This is a genomic window from Sphingobacterium siyangense, assembly GCF_007830445.1.
Taxonomy (GTDB): Bacteria; Bacteroidota; Bacteroidia; order Sphingobacteriales; family Sphingobacteriaceae; genus Sphingobacterium; species Sphingobacterium siyangense.
In genome coordinates, this window is the sequence record NZ_VLKR01000042.1 from 15452 (window position 1) to 33384 (window position 17933).

Genomic DNA, 17933 nt, shown 5'->3' on the forward strand with positions numbered 1-17933 from the left:
AAGCATATTTATTCCACCACGATTTCTTTCATTTTCTCGTTTCCATAGTATGTCGGGAAATACATTAATTCAGCCTTCGCTGGGTTGACTGTATAAGTCCCGGTATAACGAGGTAAAAGTTCGATCTCAAAGGTATGTGTACCTTTCCCCAGTTTGTTGCAAAAAATGACTACACGATCTTTGAAATGCTCCCGGTGCGCCTCGGTTCTATAGTATCCATTGGTTTTGGTTTCATAAGAACATCCCGCCGGTATAGGAACTTCGATCTGCACATACTCAGCTTCACCAGTTAAGGTTACGCTTGCTTCAAGTTTTACAGGATTCCCTTCCTTCAGCGCCGCTACCGTAGCACCATTGTCCTTAAATCGAGTTGCCACAGCAAGCCCCTTTTCTTTTTCTATGACAGGATTTGGATTCCAAAAATTTTGATAGGCTGTCACAAAAGCCGGCCCCGTCCCTTCTTTCCTCACTTTAATCTGTTCATCCGACTTAAAGCTTTGCGTATACGGAAATGTAGTGACGCGTTTGCCATTGATGACCATAACCGGTGCCTGGAAAGACTCACCCTCTTTCAGTAAATCAGGAAGAATACTTCGTATGATACGCGAAGATTCGTAGATATTATACCATTGGTTTTGCTGCCGCTGCGCAAAAAAGTAATTACGGATATTTTCTAAATCCGAATCATGACCACCAATTGATTTTAAGACACCGTAAGCCAACAGTGTATTCTCGGTATTGGTTTCCGTAGGTCGCATAAAAGATCTGCCTTTCTGATCTGTTATAGTTCCAGAAGTCCAATAAAGCCCACCTAAGACAGCCTTTGAGGAATATTTAAGAACAGTGTCTGCAGCATGTGAATCTTTAAGACCCAGTTTTGAAATCAATAGATATTTCAACAGTTTATCCTTAATGGTTTTACTTTTCAGTTTTGTATCAATTTCGAAGAAATAATCTTTGTAATCGGTTTTCGGATCTAGCCGGAGCAGATATATCAGGGAGCCAAACAAATTCTCTTTGGCCCCGTGAAGCTTATCTTTATCCAATAGAAGATCCAGCGAAGCCAAGCTGCTTTTCAACATGGTCTTTTCACGTTCTGCATAGATCTCCGTATCGATCTCAACCTGGTATCCTGCTTCTCGGGCATCCAACAGTACCCCGATCACATAGTTGCTGATCCAGGTCACAGTTTCACTTTTGTTCCACCAGCCCCAGCCCTGATTGGAATTTTTGTTTTTCTGTAACTCCTTCAAAAGATCCTTTATTTTCTTATCCTCTGTAAAGGGCTTTCCGATCAATTTTGTAAGCTCTTTTTTAGAAAGTAATGCACTCAATTTGGAAGCCATCTGCTCATTGCATAGAAATTTGTAACGATCAATAGATTCGATTTCCCGTTGTAAGAATTCCAGCGAATTTGCTTCGGCATGCAAGGTGATTTCGCCTAGCGCAGGAGAAGTTTTTAGCAAATACTCTGCGGTACTGTTAAGCACTTTAAAATCTCCTTCATGTTGTTCAAGCCCCTTTTCAAAAATCGGAATGCTACGTTTTTCACCATCAAAATATCCATTTGACAATCCGATCGAATAAGCAAGTTGGATGCTGTCCCCCTTATCGGCAATAACCGATATAGGATCCCGATAGGACTTCGCAATTTTCAACTTTGCCTCCTGCGTTGTTAGTCCATTATTGATGGTACGCGAGAGCTGTAAGCTGTCGCTAAGATAATTGACAACCCGTCCCATGGCAGAAAACTGATCACCCCTGATGGCAAATCGGGGAGTCGCCAAATGTGCCGAAACAGCTTTAAAAGATTTGACATTTAGCTCTTTTATGTCGGCGAAATTTTTACTTCCTTTAGCAATAAAGAATGTTCGCCAATTGGTAATATCATCCGGATAGGTCGCTTCAAAATTAGCTTTTCCCTGAGCATCGGTGGTTAGCTTTGGCTGCCAAAATGCATCATCGCGGAAGTTCACGCGCATCGTATTTCCAGATTCCAAATAGGGCATATCCACAGCACCTGTCGATGCCGCAGAAGCTCCAGCTTTCATCTGAACCATCACCACGCCGTTGGCGGCCCGAGCACCGTATAATCCCAGCATAGATTGATCTTTAATCACATTCAATGACGCGATAGTCGATGGATCAAGACTTGAAATATCACCTTCAAAGGGGACTCCGTCTACTAAAATCAATGGTTTTTCATTGGGGGCCAGACTAGCAGCGCCACGAATACGAATCCCTGCTACAGCCCCCTGCAGCATAGCCGTAGTCACCCCATCCGTCCTAGCATTGATCGATTTCACTGCCGCAGTCAATGATTGCCTTTTTTGGACGCCATACCCCACAACAACCACTTCATCCAATTGATTTTCGCTTGGCTTTAACTCAACGAAATAATCTTTGCCACTGGAGACTTTGACTGTAGCTGTATTGTACCCTAAAGCAGCAATCTCAAGAACAGCATTTTTGTCATCGGAGAGCTCAAGTTCCAAACTACCGTCAAAGCTTGTGAAATATCGTTTTTTTGTATCCGAAACACTTACTTTAGCCCCAATTAATGGCGTATCACCATCATAAACTAAGATCCGGGCGACCTTATTATTATTTCTTTTCGCTCTAAAACCTTCCTGGTCTATTTTTAAGAACCGCGGATCAATCTCCTGCCCATGCCTTATAGAATCCTGCAATGGATTTTCCACGGTACGCACAATAATTTCATCGCGTACAAGTTTGTAAGCCAATCTCGCCGCTTGGGATGCATCGCTCCATTGAATAGAATCCAGTCTGAGATAATTCATCCCATTGGCTTTGAGTTTGATTGGTAAACTAAAAGAAGTTGAATCATCCTTTACAATATGCAAAGTAACATCGCCGACCGGAAGATCTCCAAAACTTCGATGTCCGCCGTAAAACAGTCTAAAATACATTCTCTCCTCGACATTCGTCGGTTCAATAAAGATCAATGCAGGTCGAATGCCTTTTTGTGCAGCATCATTGCCCAAAATTAAATTCAATTTAAAAATAGCGTCTTTTTTTCCTTTCTTCACCGTAGCAAATTGCGCAAGTCCCGTGCTATTTTGCATCGTCTCTTGGAAAGTACGTTCTACGTTTGCCTTGATATCCTCCAAGGTCCATACCCTCTCCTGAAAATCTAACTTTGGCGTAAAATCATACAGATCAATCCGCAAAGGATTGCCATCCCAGCTTTTTTGTTTTTGGTAATTTTTATAGATACTGTATTGATAGCCTCCCTCAATTTCAAAACGTCCGATTTTCGCTGTGTCAACCATGAGCGTGCCTATTTTGGACACACCGTTATACATTTCTGTCCTTGGAAATGGTCCCACCATCAGGGTTACGGGAACCTGTGTCCGCAACCGGTTATCGTAAACGGTTTTTCTTACGGGATTGAGGTAGTAGAGATCTCCTGCTGTCTGGAAATTAAGATTTTGTGAGACTCTTGCCCTTCGCATCAGACCACCCATCGTAATATTTGGAGTGGTTGCTGACCTAAATTTTGAGGTAAAACCATAGGCCGTAATATCAACATCCTTCAACGGTTTACCATTCTTATCCGTAACCGAAAGTTCTACATCAGCCTTCTGCCCCGGATAAACTGTCGTCGCCGTGTTGACTGCCAAATTTAAATTCTTCTCCACATAGGGTAATTCTTCCTGGATAACTTTTGATTTTCCTCCAAAAAGATAGGTGATTTCCATGCTATACCCGTCTTTTCCCCGAGCTAAAAATGTACCTTTTAATTTGGTATTATAACCCGAAGCAATCGTACGACCAGCACGATAGACACGATACCAAAATGGAATCATAGCGGGATTATTGACATGCAATATCACCGAATCCGTAGTTCGATAAAACCGATAATTCAGTTGTGCCTGCTCTTGATCCTCCAGATAAACGTTTTTACTGAATCCATTCGACTTGACAACAATTTCTTCGGCCTGCCAAGGTATAGAAACCAAATTAGGTAAACTCAAATTTTCAGTCTTCAGCACTTCACGATGTTCACCTAATATCATTAGCTGAGCAGTTGTTGGCATCGCAACACCTTTTTCGAAATACTTCAGCTCTGCATGCCCGTCTTTTACAGCAATACGAATTTCCTTTTCGCTGTTGAGTATATTAAGGTCGAGACTTCGCTCAATTCTTTCATTATCCGAACTTAGATAGGTGCCAATAACCCGAAATGTAAGACCTATGTCAGCCGGAAAGATTGAATCGGGTAATACAATTTCCTTTTCCGCCACATCTGCAAGCGAAATGCTCGTTTGCCATAATGTATCTGGAATAAAATTGACCTTATTGGATTTTATATCAAGTGTATAAAGTGGACTTGTCACAACACGCACATCTACTTTCCCATCATATATGGGCATTTCATTTTCATTTAAAGCTTTTAGTTTCAGTCGCACACTGTCTCCTTTAGCATATTTCGTCTTTTCGGACGTCATATTAAAGCTTAGGCTTTTTAACTCATAGTCTTCATATCGGAAAGACTGTTGATGCAAGACGTCTTTGGCTTTCGTAGATTCCAAAGAAATCCCATAATCCCTATCAAGGATGAGACCAAGCCCCTTCAAATCAAATGCAAAGTTGTACATTCCCGGACGATAGGGAGCAAGTCGAGCCAAAACGGTATCTTTGGCATATCCATATCCACCTGTCAGACGTACGGTAATAGAATCACGGTAAGGTTTCCATTTTTCTTCCTCAAGATAAGCTTTAAATTTAACCTGCTCATTTGGCTTATACATTGGCTTGTTAAAAACCATAAAGCTTTCTGTCTGTTCAGTTTCTTGTTTATGAAAGAGTCTCTTAATCTTAAACTTTGTTCTAAGCCAGCTATTTTTGATCCCTTTCCATAATGGAACCCTGTCTTTGTAAGGCCAACTCCGTTCTACACTCAGGTAATGATAGACACCCTTATGTTCAATACTGACGACATCGTCACTATTTGCATTGGCAGCTTTATAATAATGAAACTTCTTATCGAATGACATGCGACGTCCCTTCACTTTTACTTGGGCATCTTTTATAATCGTTCCCAGAGAATCGTATAGACAAATCGCAAAAATTTCTGCCGGAATAATCTTGACATATAGGTTATCACTAATCAATTCCTGATAAATGAGATCAGCTCCACTGGCGCGGACCTGGACATAATTACCAGGAGGTAAAGTCGGCTGTGGACTTCCGGCCTTATACTTGAGAAAAAAATCGCTGAGCATAGTTTCATCGAATTTCTTCTCTCCCAAGTGAATTTTTCTTAAAACTTCTGGGCTCAGTTTATAAATATAATAGTCAGAAGATCCACGCGGACTATTGAATAAGGTCGATTGCCCACAAAGGACCACAGAATACAGAACAGCTAAAAAGCAGACAACAATTGATTTCCATTTCATGTTTAAGATACTGGCTAAATTCTTTTAAAAATAGATAAATTTACCTAAAGCCAAGTACTAGATTTTTCCATCCGGCACTTCAACTTTCGTGCAGGGATGCGAAGAATATCAAAATTCCATAAACGGAGAAAAAAAAATTACAATTTCAATCTACCTTTGATTGAATCTACAACTTCAGTGTCCGAGGGAAAGTCACCAGCTCCCGAACCGCTGGAACGATTGACCAAAGGCGGCTCCTCACCATATAGGGTATCGCGGGCGATGACTACCTTCTTTTCGAGATCTACATAGCTAATAATATAATTGCGCTGATACGCTTTATCTTTTTGACCGATCTTATTGACGTACTCTCCTTTTTCCTGCATGTCCATCGCTATCATAACAATGCCTTTGACAGCATCACCGGGATAATTATCTACTGTTCCCAATGCCTCGTTCCATTTTTCCTTATAAGTTATTCCCAAATCACCGGCACCGCCATTTTCAAGAATTAGACAGCTCTTCCCCCAGTCGACTGCGGACAATTGTACTGGATATTTATAAATAGCGGTATGATCGCCAAAACCAGCTAAAATTCGGGAAGATAATTGTTCTGTTTTTTCCTGATCCGCCTCCATATTTCCCAGAAGACGGTAAGCCCATATACCGATACCAAGTACTGCAACCAATACCAGGCCTACAAAAGTGAATATTGCTTTCTTATTTCCCATCGTTCAATTTTATTTAATTAATTACCAATCAAATATACTTAGTCTATATGCTCATTTTCACCCTTTTTACAATTCGCTTGACCTGCTTTATTATTTGCAGCGCTTGCTTAAATAAACGTTATAAAAAAACAAATACTCGAACCTTTGCAGTCCAAGTTTTCAACAACATGAGATAACAGGAGCTGCCACTATTTTATTTTTATCATAAATGATGATTCATCCAATTCATACTGACACATAGCTGTCACATAGTGGTTATATCTTTGTTTAACCTTAGCAGGAAAACAAATACTAAACGAAAAAACAATTCCAGAGCAAAAGCTATTAGTAGGATAACTAATCGAATTTTAAATTATTACAGTAAAAAAACATGGAAACATTACCACAATTAAAAGAAGAATTAGCGAATGAATATCAAATTACAAAAAACTTCATTGCACTTTTCCCTGAAGGCAAGAATGAATATGTCCCACATGAAAAAAGTATGAAAATGATGCGTCTGGCAACCCACTTAGTCGAAGTTTTCGAATGGCCAAGTACCATTTTAAAGACTTCAGAACTTGACTTTGCCAAAAGTGCTTATGTGCCAACAAGTCTAGTGACTCGGGATGATCTCTTAAAAAAATTGGACGAAGATTACGAAGCCGGAAAAAATGCTTTAGAAACAGCTAAGGAGGAAGACTTAATTCCAAGCTGGACCATTAAAAATGATGGCCATAAACTGGCAAGCTGGAGCAAATACGGTGCTATTCGTCACTCATTAAACCAGATTACACATCACAGGGCACAATTAGGTGTTTACTATAGACTCAATGATATCCCGTTGCCAGCGAGTTATGGACCTTCTGCAGATTCGCAGAATTTTTAAGCCCTTAATAGAATATACAAGGTAAAGAATATCATAACACTTCTTCATGATATTCTTTATCTGGTATCAATACAGCTGGGTTATTTTACAGCTTTTGTAGTTTTTTTACACTGGACAATAGCTATGTGCAACCACACCCCCAGGAAAAACTTGAACATCCACAAGCTTTAGATCAAGACATTCAGAAAGTCTATTGAATATGGATAAGCCAGTTCCCAATGCGACCGGATGTGTAACTAGATGATATTCATCAATTAAGCCCGTTTCGATGAGGTTTCGCATAAACTCAGCACCTCCGTGTGCCAAGATAGGGCTTCCGTCCTCTGCTTTGAGCGCTTTTATTCCTTCAATGAGACCTGCATCAAAAACACGGGCATTCATCCAAGAGGAATTCGCAGGAAGCTTAGCATTGTGAGCAAAATCTTCTGTTTTGGGATGATAGCCCTTTTTTGTAAAGACAGCTTTAGGGATTTCATTCATTGCTGCCGCAAAAGGATTTGTTGAAGCAGGCCAATAGGAAGCCATTACTTCAAAGGTCTTTCGACCCATTAGATGAACGCCGGCAGATTCACAAATATTTAAAACCCATGCGCTAGAATGATCGTCGCCACTTTTAAACATCCAGTCAGTCTCTCCATTGATTCCTGCAACAAATCCATCGATAGAAATAGACATTTTCATTATTAATTTCCGCATAACAAAAAGTTTAATATTTAATAAAACAAATCCAATTCAAAACTGGGTTACTGTCTATCAAAAATAAACCATTTCAATCGACGTACAGCGGGGACAAACCGTCAATATACAAGGGCATTTACGACAGTTCTTTTTTCTGTCCTTTACCTTCCTCAAGGGTAAGCATAAAATTCAAATAGTGCTTTTTCTTCGCGAAATGCTGGTCATCCAATAACTTTTTATAGGCCGATATCGCATTAAAAAGGATTTGAAGATTATCCTCGTTATAATGATCTACATTAAAATATATTAAATCCCTGTTGATATACGTGTCCAATGAAGTAAGCAACGTATCATCCAATTCATCCTTGCTTCCGGGAAGTGCCAAAAGCGTTGCCAGTTTCTTTTTTAATTCTCCTTCCCTACGTTTGACGTCTTGCAACCTTGCCTCAATATCAGCGAAGGGCAAAGTCTGAAATATAAACCGGGTATTCTCCGTCATGTGAGCATAAAGTTCTTGTGCCTCCTCATAATTCTTGTCGAAAAAAGCAAAATCATCATATCTTCGTTCAAACTCTTCACACATCCCCTGCGTATCAGCCAAGTGTGCAAAATAATAATGGATCTGCTGGTTGTAGTCGGTAATTTTATGCTCCGTAGCTGCAATAGTGTCTTCAATTTTTTTTAGTAATTCGATAGCGTCTGCAGCTCGATATTTTATACCGTCATAGTCAAAGGACTTTAATTTTAATTCTCCTTTGCTGATTGCTTCAACGACATATTTGTCATTTTTTAGACTATTAAGTTCATACAGTGTATCAACTCTACTATCGGCAAACAACTCATCAAAAGTCGGCTTTGACTGTTCCTGAAAAATTGGAGTTTCACCTTTTCGCACAGGATGATTGTAGTCATAGAAATCATTGAATCTTTGATCAACAGCATACTTGTTCATTCGACTTTCAAAATCATCACTGAAAGACGTTATTTCTAACAGTGATGGGGGCTGTTGATACTGTAACTGCGCAAACAACTTATCCGAAATTTGGTTTGCTACGGCAGCACGATTAGCTAGTAATTCAATAGCAGGTGCGTTGTTGGCTTCTTGCTTGACAATATTAAGTTTCTGTAATGCTTTTACCCGATCTTCATCCGATGGATGAGACGACCATTGATCTTCAAGATATAACTTCGATTTATCATATTTTTTTAAAGTCGCCAATTCGATCTGGGGAAAGCCATTTCGCACTTGATATCTATTGCGTTCCGCAAACAAGAGCATGACACAACGATGCTCTGGATAAATATTACGACTACGGATATTTTCAGAAAATTTGTTATCATAGAAAGTAAGTACATTATTTAGTGCATGGTTTGCAAACCCCAAACGTAAGAGCGAGTCAGCCAAAGCCTGGGAACCAGCAACATGTGCCGCAATTTCATCCGCATGAAATTCCATCTCTCTTGATAACGCCAAATAATTGAGATTTACATATTCATAAAGATGCTTCAAAATATGCTGAATCTGTTGAATAATAAACATCGATATACCAATAAAAATAGCAGAGTACCCACTGATGTTACCCCATTTACCAAACATATTATCCAGCGATTCATTCTTATACAGCATATTGTAGATAATCTGATTAACATGGTAAACATAGCTACCCACTTTCATGCTTTTTTGTGAGAAGTGGCCAAACTCGTGTGCAAGAATAGCCTTTAGTTCCTGTTGAGTAACTGCATTCACCATCCCCACACCAATCTGAAGATTTTTCTTAATGGGTAAAAACATGCTCCAAAAACTAGAGTCATAGAATACAGATGCATTGACATCATGCGATAGAAAAATTTTCTTTGGAAAGCTTGTGTCAACTTCCTTTACCACCTCATGAATAAGTGCGAATAACTGTGGTTCGTCGCTCTCATATATCTGTGTAAGATGCCCCGTATCAACTTTTGTTGACGCAAAAACAAATTTTAATAAAAAGAATAGTATAGTCAGACCTGTAGCGAGTAGGCCCAAACATAATACTGCGGTTAAAAACATGGGCTTGGCAGTGAACATCAATAGTCCCAATAAAGTAAAACCAACAGTAATACCTATTGCCAAGAGTAGCAGAATAACATAAGTAACCGCAAAAACAACAATAGATAAAATTGTTTTACGCGCGTGTTTTCTAAAGTTTGTAGATACTTGTACGTTCATAAACCGTTAATAAAGCAAGGATAATTGACTATATAAATCTAAAAAATAAAATCCATTTGCCTATAAGTTTACAAAAAATCAAAAACAAAAAAACATACCCAATTTACACATCAGAGTACATTATCATTAGCCCCTTAAAGGGGATATTATCATTAATAACCTTTTTCCAAAGAAACTTCATTCAGTAAAGCCTCCCCCCGAATCATTCGTTTATAATTGTCTACTACCTGTAAAACCGACGAACTGATATTGGTTCGACTTGCGACATGCGGTGTTATAAAAATAGAAGAACAGGACCAAAATGGATGATCTTTTGGCAGCGGTTCCAGGTGAAAGACATCGAGGTAAGCTTGGGCAATCTGCCCTTTATCAATAGCCTCCAGTAGCTCATTTTCAACGAGATGCCCACCTCTACCAACGTTTATGAGGACAGTTTCATTCGTACACAATTCAAAAAGATTACGATCCAGAATTCCTCTTGTGGCATCGGTCAGGGGTAAAATATTGACAACAAAATCACTATTTTCCACAGCCGCCCTAAGTCCTTCCTGTCCCGAGAAAGAAACTACCCCTGGAAGCGCTTTAGGGGAATTGGACCATCCTTTTACTAGAAACCCCAACTGAACCAGCCTCTCGGCAACATAGCCTCCAATCTCACCTAAGCCTAAAATTGTTACACTGGTTTCACCAATGGATTTATATACTAGTGGTTGCCAATGCTGTTGTTCCTTCGCTGTAGCATACATCGAAAAATTCTTCATTGCATGCATCAAACAGGTCAAAATATGCTCAAACATATCGCTTTTCAGCATTGGATCTATTATCCTACAGATATGGAGCGTTGAAGGAATCTTATTTGGGAATAAATGATCTATCCCCGCTCCTCCCGACTGAATAACTTTTAAATTAGGAAAATGAGTAAAGTAATTAGCATCAGGCTTCCAACAAAGTGCAAATTCTACCGCATCATAATTTTCTATTTCGGGATATATCTCCACCTTAACATCAGGTAAATGTTTAGTGATCTCGACCTTCCATTCTTCTGCCCTAGCAGTATTCAGCAGCAAAGCTATGCTCATAATCTCTTTTTTATACGAAAATAACATTTTAGAATGGGCCAGCATTTGATTTCTTCACAGAAATCTCCGATCCCCATAGATCCGCAGCAATAGATGATTATTAAAATAACTTAATTTGAATTTATTTTAATCGTAAATTGGCGGAAGACAACCATAATCAAACATTAGATGGCACTTAAACATCGATTTATCCTAATTGGTCTCATCCTGTTAAAATTCATCATTCAATATCAGTTGATTAGTCCGATTTACGAATTGCAACGTGACGAATTTCTACATCTCGATCAAGCGAATCATCTGGCTTGGGGCTATCTCTCTGTTCCGCCTCTGACCTCCTGGACCTCCTATCTGATCAAAATAACCGGAAATTCCGAATTCTGGATCAAATTTTTCCCCGCATTGTACGGAGCCTTAACAATTCTAATTGTCTGGAAAACTATAGAAGCGTTGAAAGGAAACCTTTTTGCACTTGTATTTGGCAGTTGCAGTATTATGTTTTCCGTTCTCTTCCGTCTGAATGGCTTATATCAGCCAAATTCTTTGGATGTATTGTGCTGGACTTCCATATACTACCTCATTATACGATATTTGGACAGCCAACAATCGAAGTGGCTAATTTATATTGCTGTTGTATTTGCTATCGGTTTTTTGAATAAATATAACGTCGTATTTCTTATTCTAGGTTTAGTTCCAGCCCTTGCACTCGTGCCCGAACGGAAAGTGTTTACGGAACGAAAATTATATGGTAGTTTACTCATCGCCATACTTATCATCTTGCCGAATTTAATATGGCAGTATCAAAATAATTTTCCGGTATTCTCTCATTTTAAAGAGCTTCAGGCAACGCAACTCGTCCACGTCAATCGGTGGAGCTTTTTCCGTTCTCAGTTTTTGTTTTTCTTCGGGACTTTTCTTGTTATAATTTTCGGTTTATATGCCTTGTTGAAATATCCCCCATTTAAACCTTATCGCCTATTCTTCTGGTCATTTTTTATTACCATTGGTATTTTCTTATTGTTAAGAGCCAAGGATTATTATGCGATAGGTATTTATCCCATTTATTTTGCCTTCGGAGCGGTTTATATTGCATCACTACTGGAAAACAAAACTGGTAAAATTCTTAAGCCTATCTTCATCGTTTTAACAGGCATCTTGTTTCTACCGATCTACAACATTGCCTTTCCCAATCACAATCCATCGTACTTTATAGAACATCCTGAAAAATACCGTAAATATGGCATGTTAACTTGGGAAGATGGTGAAGAACACCCACTTCCACAAGACTTTGCCGATATGTTAGGTTGGAAAGAACTTGCCCACAAAGTAGATAGCGTTTATCGTCAGATCCCCCAACCTCAAAATACACTCGTTCTTTGCGACAATTATGGACAGGCAGGTGCTATAAATTACTATTCCAAACTGGGGATTAGGGCTGTTTCTTTCAATGCCGATTATATCAATTGGTTTGATCTGAGTAAAAAATACCGCAATTTGATCCGGGTCAAGAACCGTTGGGAGCGTGAAACTGAACTAAAAACAACCAGTCCCTTCTTTACACGATCAATGGCAGCAGACTCCATTACAAATAGCTATGCCCGGGAACATGGAACAACGATCTTCTCTTTTATCAATGCTAAAATTAATATCAATGAACGAGTCTCAAATGAAGTAGAATCAGAAAAAAGAGAAAAAAATCTTCCTTTATAAGTTAGTTATTTTTTACGCTTTTAAGGTTAACTGGGCGCTTCTTTTATCTGAAATATTTATTATCTTTAATATACTTAGCCAAAGCTTTCATCTTCGTCATGCTCGTCATATACCGTCAGCACCATAGCGACTACAGGGAGCTTAACACCATATTAATAGGATATTTATGCGATTTTTGAATTTTTTGAAGGGACAGGGTAATTTGAAACAAATCGACGTCAGCGAAGACGATGATTTTGTGGATTTGCAATTGAAAGTAACAAAATATTGGAAAGACGACGACGAACATCATATCATTCAGGCAAAGGGGCTTTGGGGGAGAGAGACGGTAGGTTTAGCAATTGCCTTTCGCCCGGATATGAAATTGGGAATTGTAGACTCTGAAGTTGATAAAAAAAGATTTTATCGTGAAGGGGTTAATTTTTATTCGATAGGTAAACTGAGCGACAATTTTACCAAAGCCTTAAATAGCCTGTTTCAAATAGAGAGTACTACATTTAAGATGCTTGATAGTGTCGGCTCCACCGCATTGATTGTCAGTGGTCGTCCAGAGCATTTTGACGAGGAATATATTAAAGCGAAAGTTTTCTTCGACGGTGCCAATGAAAAGAACCTCTATGCCGAGTGGTATGTCAATTTGGATTTAAAAAACAATATCCTGGAGCTTCGAGAAAAAGATCCCGAATACAGAAAAAACATACTCGCTATCTTGACAAATGCGTAAATTTGACGATGCTTTCCAATCCACTAATCGGCGTTGAAATACAGGAAGCCTTTTAGCAATAACAATTACTTAACAAGCACTATCTTTTTAAGACATGCAGTTGTTGGATCACCCATTACATATCAATTATCAAGAAAAATGCAGCAAAAAAGTAACACTATACCGCTAAATTCATTTCCGAATGATTTTAATTTAGGAATACTGATAAAAAAGAATGCTGTTAAAAATTTAGAACTAGCCCAAATAAGTCAGGCGCATCGCGATGATTTCTACCTGTTTTTTATACTCGAGGAGGGAAATGGAATCTTCGAAATAGATTTTCAGCAACACCAACTGGGTCCTTCTTCTGTCATGATCATTCAGCCCTATCAAGTGCATCGTGGCATCGCAATGGACTACAGTGTGTTTAGTGTCCTAATGATCAGTGTAGAAAACCTGAATTCGGATTACATCAATGCATTGAAAGATATTGATACGATTGCTCCAATCAACATTGACCAAGAAACATGCACTATCTTATCGAAAACGGTAGATATCTGTTTAAAGCTCAACGAAAGAAAACACGAAAAACTGTATCCTGCGTTAATGAAAGACAGCTGCAATACGATCGCAGCCCTAATTATTTCGCAGTATTTAGTACAATCAAAAAAAAGTGACGCACAGTCCAGAGCAGAGCATATTACAAAACAATTCAATGCGTTATTGGATAAAGATTTTATCACAAACAAACAGCCAAAAATATATGCCGAAAAATTAAAAATATCAACGGCTTATCTCAATGAATGTATCAAAAAAGCAACGGGAAAGCCCGTTACCTACCATATTCAGCAACGTATCGTATTGGAAGCAAAACGGCTGCTCTACCATTCAAGTAAATCCGTTAAGGAGGTTGCTGCCACACTCGGCTACGATGATTATCCTTATTTTTCGCGCTTATTTTCAAAAGTAACAGGTATGACAGCCCTTACATTTCGAAACAAAAACCTCGAATAGTCCAATACTTACCACCTTTTATCTCTTTTAAACCCCACTGGATTGATATTTCTTTGTAATATAAAATACAGTGAACCCAGTTCCTTAATTCATCAATATCAAAAGGCATAAAATCTTTTTTGAGGAATTGCAGATTTTCACTGGAATAAAACTACTGTAATCAACTGAATTCTAAAAGGTAAAGCAAATAAAAGAGAAAGCTAATGAGATATTTCATCGCCGAGCCTGTCGGGCAAGTTAAAAACGATTTATTTTTTGAGGTCGCCAATTTTCTTTGGGATAGTGGAAATGAGGTTTCCCTTGGAGAAAATATTATCTGCAATTGCCAAAAGATGCAACATGCAGATTACGACTATACCATCTCCCTCGTTCCGAACAATGAAGCTGTAGAATCACTTTTTAATACACATTATAAAATCATCAGCAAATATTTTGATCAAATTGACAGCGATGGCCCTATGCTTGTTTTAGCAAACACAGGCATCTATACCAATGCTCTGCCTTATCCGCATAAGATTTACAATTTTGAAAAATTAGATACACAGGCTTTGTCCAGCTTCTTTGACTGGTGCAAAAGATTTAATTTATTTGTTAGAAAAAAATAAATTAAATCGAATTCTAAATATCGGAATATGCCGTAGGAAACAATAGCACCTTTATACTTTTAGATACGTTATTCTGGTATTGAGGTAAATCCTGCATTGGTTTGTATAAAGGTCCAAAATCTTTCCAATGTGTATTCCTGTCTTCCATATTTTCGAAAGCTGTCAAATACATCAGGTTGGGCATCGTACTACCGGCAATTACTTGTCCATAGAAAACAGCATTAAAATTTAACTTATTAAAAATATCGATTTCACCGTTGTTAAACATGTCTATCTTATTCATTGACAGTTTCTCGGTTGCAGCCTCATAGCTCCGTAATTCGTAAATCCGCTTATTTTTCTCAGCAGACAATTTAGGCAGCTTTGCTTTAGGCATCGCAGCAAATGCTTTCATCAATATTGTCTCCACCCGCGTAAATGGTGGCCTGCTGTAATTTGCTTCCAGATAAACCTTACCCAGGTCCTGAAATCTTTGGTCTTTAGCCAAACGCAGTTCCAAATCGACCAATTGCCCCAGATCGGAAGCGCTAAGAAAAACATACACCAGTCTTTCTTTACCAGCAACATATTCAACAGGTTTAAAGACACCAACTTTCTCAAATCCCATCTGATGTACTGTAGGTAAATAGGCCATTTCAAGATATTGATCAATGGCTTTCTCCTGTTCATCAGTTTCATAATGATACACTTTCAACTGAAAATAGTCCTGATTTACTTTCTCAAACGCAGCTACATAGCTTCCCACAGCAACAAGCAATAAAACTAAGATGAAAGGTCGATATAGGTTAAAGGCATTCTTTTTCATGAGCAATAAGATGAAAATGGGTTATTGATTATACCATAAAGATAATACTAATTTTGAAAGTTCAAACTTCGGACGATTCGTCTCATGACAAAAAACTATCTTCCATTAAGCCTAAAAATGGGGATTTCTACTTACTAGAATCGGTATTTTACCCATGCTCCTGCTAAGGCTTTTTATTTAATTTAGCTCCACCTTTTTTAAAGCTGCAACATGTCAAATAAAACAATACTGATGTTGGACGATGATAAACATGTCCTTGAAATATGCACAATAATCCTCGAAACAAATGGCTATAATATGGCCGTCTCTGAAACTTCTCATGATATTATCGAGAAAGTAGAAGAGGTACATCCTGATTTAATTTTGATGGACAATTGGATACCCAAAATAGGCGGAGTAGAAGCCACACGGTTGCTCAAAAATCACCCCTTATATCGCAATATCCCTGTAATTTATCTATCCGCTAATACCGACATCGAAACACTAGCCCTGCAAGCGGGAGCAGACAGCTATCTCGCCAAGCCTTTTGATCTAGAAGATTTAGAAAATAGAATAGCTGAACTATTGTAGTTCTATTCTTATATTTCAGTACCATTACGGAAATGCTACTTGTGAAACTTATATTTTGATACCCTACTTGCGCATAAGGCCACATTGAAACGAATAGGATCATGTGTTATTTTAATACAATTGTGGCTTACTCAATTGCAGCCATATATTGGCATAGTTGTCGCGGCATAATCATCGGGAATCAGCAATTTGGAATGAATGCAATACCACATTTGAAGTATAAATAATAATACATACTTTCGCATTATAGTATTAGAAATAATCATTAAGACAGCATTAACTACGCTATGTTTGAGTCCGTTTTAACATTTCAATCAGGTTCATTCCATATACGTCAGCTGACAGAGCGCGAGTCCCCACTTTATAAAGCGATGCGTATCGAGTCAATTCAAACCGAACCTACGCTTTTTCGACGGAGTACTCCTCCTGAAATAGAACTATCTGATATGGATTGGGCAGAACGCATAAGATACCCACGCATTGTTTTTGGTCTTTTCGAAAGTGAAAAAATGATTGGGATAACCAGCATGCTGTTGCTGAATAAAGAAGAAGCCTACTTTGGTCAGTCTTTCATACAGCCACAGTATAGAAAATTAGGTCTATCGAGTCTTTTGTATAAAATAAGAATAGGGTGGGCCTCCGCGAATCAATTAAGAAAACTGACTATAAGCCATCGTGAAATAAATATAATTTCAAAAGCGGCTATCCAAAAAGCCGGTTTTCATTATAGTCATAAAGAACTTGTACAATGGCTCGATGGAACAAGTGGCTACTCCATGTATTATAGTCTATTCCTATAGTCAGTAAGGCAAACTAACTTGGTTGTTAATCAATTCCGAGAAACCAAGATGGGGTAAAATAATAGCTTTTCCATCCTGAATGCGTATATTGAATCGATTTATGTTTTATTTAATGCTGTGTTTATACTGGATGAAAAAACTAATCTTGAGCATATTCTTTTTAAGTAGTTTAGCCTTATATGGCCAAAAAAAGGTACCAAAAGACAGTTTTACAGCAAAAATTCAAGAGCTAGAAGGCGATATAAATCATGATGGTTATCCAGATAAAATTGTTCTTGCCATGGACACTTCAAATACAGCAACACCAATTAAAACGCAGGTATTTCTGTCCAAACCCAACGGAAAGCTACGATTGGCCCTCTCTTCAACGACGATGATCCAACCCCATTTTCCGCTGCCCAACTTCGCTATTGAAAATGGTCAGCTTCATATATTAGCCGATATCACAGATGGACATGCCAACTATACTTTTCGTTGCAACAATGGAAATTTTGAATTGATCTACCTAGAAAAAGGAACCTGGGATGGAAAAAATACAACGACTGAAACCCAATTCAACTTGTTGACTGGAATAAAAACTGAACAGGTAAAAGCGCTAGGGTCCGAAGAGAATCTACAAGAAAGAAAAACTACGATAAGAATTAATCCCTTACCGTTACTGCAAGAGCTCAATCAATTTGATGCCCCCTCATTTAGGCTCAATAAAACTCCTTAGCCCAGCAAAAACAATCGATACTATTCTAAAAGAGATAGCCCACCAGCCAT

14 protein-coding genes are annotated in these 17933 nt (G+C 38.5%); 8 read left to right on the forward strand and 6 right to left on the reverse strand.

Features of this window, described 5'->3' with window-relative positions; genetic code table 11:
* Nucleotides 1–8 precede the first annotated feature (8 nt).
* Entirely contained in the window at nucleotides 9–5423 is a 5415-nt protein-coding gene (locus IQ31_RS24520) for an alpha-2-macroglobulin family protein (protein WP_145330759.1), read from the reverse strand.
* A gap of 137 nt (nucleotides 5424–5560) precedes the next feature.
* Nucleotides 5561–6133 (reverse strand): hypothetical protein, encoded by a 573-nt coding sequence (locus IQ31_RS24525; protein WP_115050120.1) that lies wholly within the window; start codon nucleotides 6131–6133, stop codon nucleotides 5561–5563.
* Nucleotides 6134–6503: 370 nt separating this feature from the next.
* On the opposite strand from IQ31_RS24525, the gene IQ31_RS24530 reads away from it, so the two are divergent.
* Complete coding sequence (locus IQ31_RS24530) at nucleotides 6504–7001, forward strand: DinB family protein (protein WP_145330761.1); 498 nt, start codon at nucleotides 6504–6506, stop codon at nucleotides 6999–7001.
* Between the two features lie 105 nt (nucleotides 7002–7106).
* Here IQ31_RS24530 and IQ31_RS24535 read toward each other — a convergent pair whose 3' ends face one another.
* The 3 genes from IQ31_RS24535 to IQ31_RS24545 all read right to left on the reverse strand — a co-directional run bounded on the left by IQ31_RS24535 (nucleotide 7107) and on the right by IQ31_RS24545 (nucleotide 10964).
* Complete coding sequence (locus IQ31_RS24535; RefSeq protein WP_145330763.1) at nucleotides 7107–7697, reverse strand: dihydrofolate reductase family protein; 591 nt, start codon at nucleotides 7695–7697, stop codon at nucleotides 7107–7109.
* A gap of 118 nt (nucleotides 7698–7815) precedes the next feature.
* Nucleotides 7816–9885 carry a M48 family metallopeptidase gene (locus IQ31_RS24540; RefSeq protein ID WP_145330765.1) on the reverse strand — a complete coding sequence of 690 codons (2070 nt, stop codon included), beginning with the start codon at nucleotides 9883–9885 and terminating at the stop codon, nucleotides 7816–7818.
* 152 nt (nucleotides 9886–10037) lie between these two features.
* On the reverse strand, nucleotides 10038–10964 hold the full coding sequence (locus IQ31_RS24545) for a 2-hydroxyacid dehydrogenase (RefSeq protein ID WP_145330767.1): 927 nt from the start codon (nucleotides 10962–10964) through the stop codon (nucleotides 10038–10040).
* A gap of 168 nt (nucleotides 10965–11132) precedes the next feature.
* Here IQ31_RS24545 and IQ31_RS24550 point away from each other — a divergent pair, with 168 nt between their 5' ends.
* The 4 genes from IQ31_RS24550 (at nucleotide 11133) to IQ31_RS24565 (ending at nucleotide 14993) form a co-directional block, all read left to right on the forward strand.
* Nucleotides 11133–12671, forward strand: coding sequence for an ArnT family glycosyltransferase (locus IQ31_RS24550; RefSeq protein WP_145330770.1), 1539 nt, complete (start codon nucleotides 11133–11135; stop codon nucleotides 12669–12671).
* A 166-nt stretch (nucleotides 12672–12837) separates the two neighbouring features.
* Nucleotides 12838–13395 (forward strand): hypothetical protein, encoded by a 558-nt coding sequence (locus tag IQ31_RS24555; protein ID WP_145330772.1) that lies wholly within the window; start codon nucleotides 12838–12840, stop codon nucleotides 13393–13395.
* A 138-nt stretch (nucleotides 13396–13533) separates the two neighbouring features.
* Nucleotides 13534–14388, forward strand: coding sequence for an AraC family transcriptional regulator (locus tag IQ31_RS24560; RefSeq protein ID WP_145330774.1), 855 nt, complete (start codon nucleotides 13534–13536; stop codon nucleotides 14386–14388).
* Nucleotides 14389–14591: 203 nt separating this feature from the next.
* Nucleotides 14592–14993 (forward strand): hypothetical protein, encoded by a 402-nt coding sequence (locus IQ31_RS24565; RefSeq protein WP_145330776.1) that lies wholly within the window; start codon nucleotides 14592–14594, stop codon nucleotides 14991–14993.
* 13 nt (nucleotides 14994–15006) lie between these two features.
* On the opposite strand, the gene IQ31_RS24570 is transcribed toward IQ31_RS24565, so the two are convergent.
* Nucleotides 15007–15798, reverse strand: coding sequence for an NIPSNAP family protein (locus tag IQ31_RS24570; protein WP_145330778.1), 792 nt, complete (start codon nucleotides 15796–15798; stop codon nucleotides 15007–15009).
* Nucleotides 15799–16008: 210 nt separating this feature from the next.
* Here IQ31_RS24570 and IQ31_RS24575 point away from each other — a divergent pair, with 210 nt between their 5' ends.
* The 3 genes from IQ31_RS24575 (at nucleotide 16009) to IQ31_RS24585 (ending at nucleotide 17883) form a co-directional block, all read left to right on the forward strand.
* Nucleotides 16009–16368, forward strand: coding sequence for a response regulator (locus IQ31_RS24575; RefSeq protein WP_115050104.1), 360 nt, complete (start codon nucleotides 16009–16011; stop codon nucleotides 16366–16368).
* A gap of 287 nt (nucleotides 16369–16655) precedes the next feature.
* Nucleotides 16656–17168 (forward strand): GNAT family N-acetyltransferase, encoded by a 513-nt coding sequence (locus IQ31_RS24580; protein WP_145330780.1) that lies wholly within the window; start codon nucleotides 16656–16658, stop codon nucleotides 17166–17168.
* Between the two features lie 130 nt (nucleotides 17169–17298).
* Nucleotides 17299–17883 carry a hypothetical protein gene (locus IQ31_RS24585; protein ID WP_145330782.1) on the forward strand — a complete coding sequence of 195 codons (585 nt, stop codon included), beginning with the start codon at nucleotides 17299–17301 and terminating at the stop codon, nucleotides 17881–17883.
* Nucleotides 17884–17933 lie beyond the last annotated feature (50 nt).

Excerpts from the sequence above, each read along its gene's own strand:
- IQ31_RS24520 (WP_145330759.1), bottom strand. The coding sequence starts at position 5,423 with ATGAAATGGAAATCAATTGTTGTCTGCTTTTTAGCTGTTCTGTATTCT.
- IQ31_RS24525 (WP_115050120.1), bottom strand. The coding sequence starts at position 6,133 with ATGGGAAATAAGAAAGCAATATTCACTTTTGTAGGCCTGGTATTGGTT.
- IQ31_RS24530 (WP_145330761.1), top strand. The coding sequence starts at position 6,504 with ATGGAAACATTACCACAATTAAAAGAAGAATTAGCGAATGAATATCAA.
- IQ31_RS24535 (WP_145330763.1), bottom strand. The coding sequence starts at position 7,697 with ATGCGGAAATTAATAATGAAAATGTCTATTTCTATCGATGGATTTGTT.
- IQ31_RS24540 (WP_145330765.1), bottom strand. The coding sequence starts at position 9,885 with ATGAACGTACAAGTATCTACAAACTTTAGAAAACACGCGCGTAAAACA.
- IQ31_RS24545 (WP_145330767.1), bottom strand. The coding sequence starts at position 10,964 with ATGAGCATAGCTTTGCTGCTGAATACTGCTAGGGCAGAAGAATGGAAG.
- IQ31_RS24550 (WP_145330770.1), top strand. The coding sequence starts at position 11,133 with ATGGCACTTAAACATCGATTTATCCTAATTGGTCTCATCCTGTTAAAA.
- IQ31_RS24555 (WP_145330772.1), top strand. The coding sequence starts at position 12,838 with ATGCGATTTTTGAATTTTTTGAAGGGACAGGGTAATTTGAAACAAATC.
- IQ31_RS24560 (WP_145330774.1), top strand. The coding sequence starts at position 13,534 with ATGCAGCAAAAAAGTAACACTATACCGCTAAATTCATTTCCGAATGAT.
- IQ31_RS24565 (WP_145330776.1), top strand. The coding sequence starts at position 14,592 with ATGAGATATTTCATCGCCGAGCCTGTCGGGCAAGTTAAAAACGATTTA.
- IQ31_RS24570 (WP_145330778.1), bottom strand. The coding sequence starts at position 15,798 with ATGAAAAAGAATGCCTTTAACCTATATCGACCTTTCATCTTAGTTTTA.
- IQ31_RS24575 (WP_115050104.1), top strand. The coding sequence starts at position 16,009 with ATGTCAAATAAAACAATACTGATGTTGGACGATGATAAACATGTCCTT.
- IQ31_RS24580 (WP_145330780.1), top strand. The coding sequence starts at position 16,656 with ATGTTTGAGTCCGTTTTAACATTTCAATCAGGTTCATTCCATATACGT.
- IQ31_RS24585 (WP_145330782.1), top strand. The coding sequence starts at position 17,299 with ATGAAAAAACTAATCTTGAGCATATTCTTTTTAAGTAGTTTAGCCTTA.